Annotated in this window: 5 protein-coding genes; 4 read left to right on the top strand and 1 reads right to left on the bottom strand. The window is 62.8% G+C overall.

Annotation, left to right across the window (positions count from 1 at the left end; translation table 11 throughout):
• Positions 1-369 (bottom strand): cyclic pyranopterin monophosphate synthase MoaC (moaC, locus tag Q0L94_RS07080; protein WP_296751727.1); only part of this gene is annotated, 369 nt, incomplete at its 3' end.
• A 76-nt stretch (positions 370-445) separates the two neighbouring features.
• Here moaC and Q0L94_RS07075 point away from each other — a divergent pair.
• The 4 genes from Q0L94_RS07075 to Q0L94_RS07060 form a co-directional block, all read left to right on the top strand.
• Positions 446-1,864, top strand: a complete 1,419-nt coding sequence (locus Q0L94_RS07075; protein WP_296751723.1) for a M48 family metalloprotease — start codon at positions 446-448, stop codon at positions 1,862-1,864.
• 203 nt (positions 1,865-2,067) lie between these two features.
• Complete coding sequence (gene soxX / locus Q0L94_RS07070; RefSeq protein ID WP_296751720.1) at positions 2,068-2,433, top strand: sulfur oxidation c-type cytochrome SoxX; 366 nt, start codon at positions 2,068-2,070, stop codon at positions 2,431-2,433.
• Between the two features lie 33 nt (positions 2,434-2,466).
• Positions 2,467-2,934 (top strand): thiosulfate oxidation carrier protein SoxY, encoded by a 468-nt coding sequence (gene soxY, locus Q0L94_RS07065; protein WP_018077744.1) that lies wholly within the window; start codon positions 2,467-2,469, stop codon positions 2,932-2,934.
• A 59-nt stretch (positions 2,935-2,993) separates the two neighbouring features.
• The coding region (locus Q0L94_RS07060) for a thiosulfate oxidation carrier complex protein SoxZ (RefSeq protein ID WP_366799312.1) at positions 2,994-3,118 on the top strand (125 nt) is incomplete at its 3' end.

The following is a 3,118-nucleotide window of genomic DNA, read 5'->3' as shown; positions in this document are numbered from 1 at the left end:
CAGCGCGACGCTGACGCCGGTCAGCGCCTCCATTTCCACCCCGGTCTTGCCGACGGTTTCCGCGGTCACCGTGCAGGCGATCCACGATTCCGCCTGGTCGTGGCTGAATTCCACGCTCACCCGGGTCAGGGCGATCGGGTGGCACAGCGGGATCAGTTCGGCAGTGCGCTTGGTCGCCTGGATCGCCGCGATGCGCGCAATGCCCAGCACGTCGCCCTTGGCCGCCTGGCCGTCCAGGATACGCGCCAGGGTATCGGGTAACATGTGGATCCGGCCGCCCGCCACGGCAACGCGCCGGGTGTCGTCCTTGCCCGCCACGTCGACCATGACGGCGCGCCCCCGTTCATCGAAATGGGTGAATTCGCTCATAACACAGGAACCTTGTTGACCATCCGCGCATCGTAAACGAAATGCCGTTCACCGCCCTCATCCTTTCTGCCTCTTGATGCTGCGCATCCTGCTCGCACTCGCCCTGGCCGTTCAGCCGGCCATTGCCGCCGACCTGCCCGATCTGGGCGAAGTGTCGCGGCAATATTTTTCCGACCAGGAAGAGCAGGCGCTGGGGCGCGCGATCATGCGCGACGTCTACGCCGATCCGCGCTATCTCGACGACCCGGAAATCGAAAGCTATCTCAACCAGCTGGGCTACAAGCTGGTCTCCGTCAGCACCCGCAACCAGCGCGAATTCACTTTCTTCGTCGTCAACGACCCCTCCATCAACGCCTTTGCCATGCCGGGCGGCAACATCGGCGTGCATACGGGCCTGCTGCTTGCCGCACAAAGCGAATCCGAACTGGCGGGCGTGGTTGCGCACGAAATCGCCCACGTCACCCAGGACCATATCGCGCGCATGGTCGCCTCGCAAAGCCAGAGCTACTGGCCGACCATGGCCGCGTTGGCGCTGGCGCTGCTGGCATCGCGATCCAATCCCAACGTGGCGGGCGCAGCCATCGCCACCACCCAAGCCTATTCCATCCAGAATCAACTCAACTACAGCCGCGATTACGAGCGCGAAGCGGACCGCCTGGGTTACGACATGCTGAGCCGCAGCGGCTACGACATACGCGGCATGAGCGGTTTCTTCAGCCGCCTGCAGCGCGCCAACCGGTTTTACGATACCAGCGCCCCGGCCTATCTGCGCACCCATCCGCTCACCACCGATCGTATCGCCGACATGGAATCGCGCAGCGAAACCGCGCCTTACCAGCAGGTTGAGGACAGTCTCGATTTCCAGCTGGTGCGCGCCCGCCTGCGCGCGCAGGAAGACAGTGCGCAGGATGCCGTGCTGGCTGCGCGCAGGGTGCTCGATGAAAAACGCTACAACAGCGAAACTGCCGCTCGTTATGGCCTCGTGACTGCGCTGATCCGCGCGCGCCAGTTCAGGGACGCCGAGACCGAAGCGCAGAAACTGCCATCCGGCAAAACCGGCAGCCCGATGATTCAGCACCTGGTTGCCCGCACCGCACTGGCTGCGGGCAACCAGGCGCTTGCCTTGCAGCGCTACCAGACCGGCAGCCGCACCTACCCCGGCTACCGCCCCTTGCAGTACGGCTACATCAGTGCATTGCTGGCGGCAGGCCGCAACAACGATGCACAGACCCAGGTCGAAGGGCAACTTGCGCTGTATCCGCTCGATCGCCGCCTGTGGCGGCTGGCCGCCCAGACTCACGCCCAGTTGGGGCACCGCCTGCTCGGCCATCGCGCCCAGGCCGAAGCGGCGGCATTGAGCGGCAACCTGGTTGCCGCCATCGAACAGATCACTCTCGGCATCAAGGCCGGCGACGGCAGTTTCCACGAAATGTCGGCGGCCGAAGCGCGGCGACGTGAATGGCAGGAGATCGAAAAATCACAGCGGAAAAACTAGCGACGCGCGCGCAGCCCCGTATCGGGCGGGGCTGGTAGGAAATTACCCTGCGATTTGCACGTAAAGATTCGTGTCCGGCCTTGCATGCCAAAAACAAATTCCACTATGCTTGGTCCCATCCGTAACTGGATAGCGTTCACTGCAGGGTAGCCCCAGGCGGCAAGCGCTTTCATAACCATGTCAATAAACTTAGGAGGATGACTATGCGAAAGTTGCACCAAATAGCAACGGTCTGCGCGATCAGCGCCATCATGTTGTCGGGCACGGTGCTGGCTCAGGCGGCCGCCGCCAAGGAGGAAACCGGCAAGGACATCGCGTTCAACCGCGCCAAGGGCAACTGCCTCGCCTGCCACGGCATGCCGACCGTGCCCGACGCAGAATCCACCGGCCTGTATGGCCCGCCCCTGATCGCCATGAGCGCACGCTTTCCCGACAAAGCCAAGCTGCGTGCCCAGATCTGGGATGCGACCGTCGCCAACCCCTCCACCACCATGATCCCGTTCGGCAAGCACGGCGTGCTGACGGAAGCCGAAATCGATAAAGTGACCGATTTCATTTACGGTCTGTAATTACCCGCAGATTATCAACAAGGAGATAGGCAAATGAATGCACTTCGTAGAAACGTACTGAAAGGCGCTGCAGGCGCGGGCACCGTGGCCATCGCCGTGGCCGCCGGCCTGCTGAAGCCCACCCAGGCGATGGCTGCCTGGAACAAGTCCGCCTTCGAGGCGAAGAACGTCGGTGACGCGATGAAAGGCCTCGGCGTTGCCGGCCCGGCCGACAGCAAGGAGATCACCATCAAGGCTCCGGACATCGCCGAAAACGGTGCGGTGGTCCCGGTGGAAGTCACCAGCAGCATCGCCGGCACGACCAGCATCGCCATCCTTGCCGAAAAGAACGCCACCCCCCTGGTCGGCACCTACAACATGGCTGGCGGTACCCAGGGTTACATTTCCACCCGCATCAAGATGGGCCAGACTTCGCTGGTTCGTGCGGTTGTCAATGCCGGCGGCAAGTCCTACACCGCGGCCAAGGAAGTCAAGGTCACCATCGGTGGCTGCGGCGGCTGATCCCGGCCTGGCCAGACATCATTCGTTGAACTGAATTCTTTACTAGAAAGGAAAGCCAAATGGCTGAACCCATGCGTATCCGCGCCACCATGGCAGGCGACGTCGCCGACGTCAAAGTATTGATGAACCACCCGATGGAAACCGGCCTGCGCAAAGACGCCAAGACCGGCCAGCTGGTGCCCGC

The organism is Thiobacillus sp. (genome assembly GCF_024708915.1).
The sequence above is the reverse complement of the archived record's forward strand: the minus strand, read 5'-3'. Positions and strand labels throughout refer to the sequence as shown.

Excerpts from the sequence above, each read along its gene's own strand:
- soxY (WP_018077744.1), top strand. The coding sequence starts at position 2,467 with ATGAATGCACTTCGTAGAAACGTACTGAAAGGCGCTGCAGGCGCGGGC.
- Q0L94_RS07075 (WP_296751723.1), top strand. The coding sequence starts at position 446 with ATGCTGCGCATCCTGCTCGCACTCGCCCTGGCCGTTCAGCCGGCCATT.
- soxX (WP_296751720.1), top strand. The coding sequence starts at position 2,068 with ATGCGAAAGTTGCACCAAATAGCAACGGTCTGCGCGATCAGCGCCATC.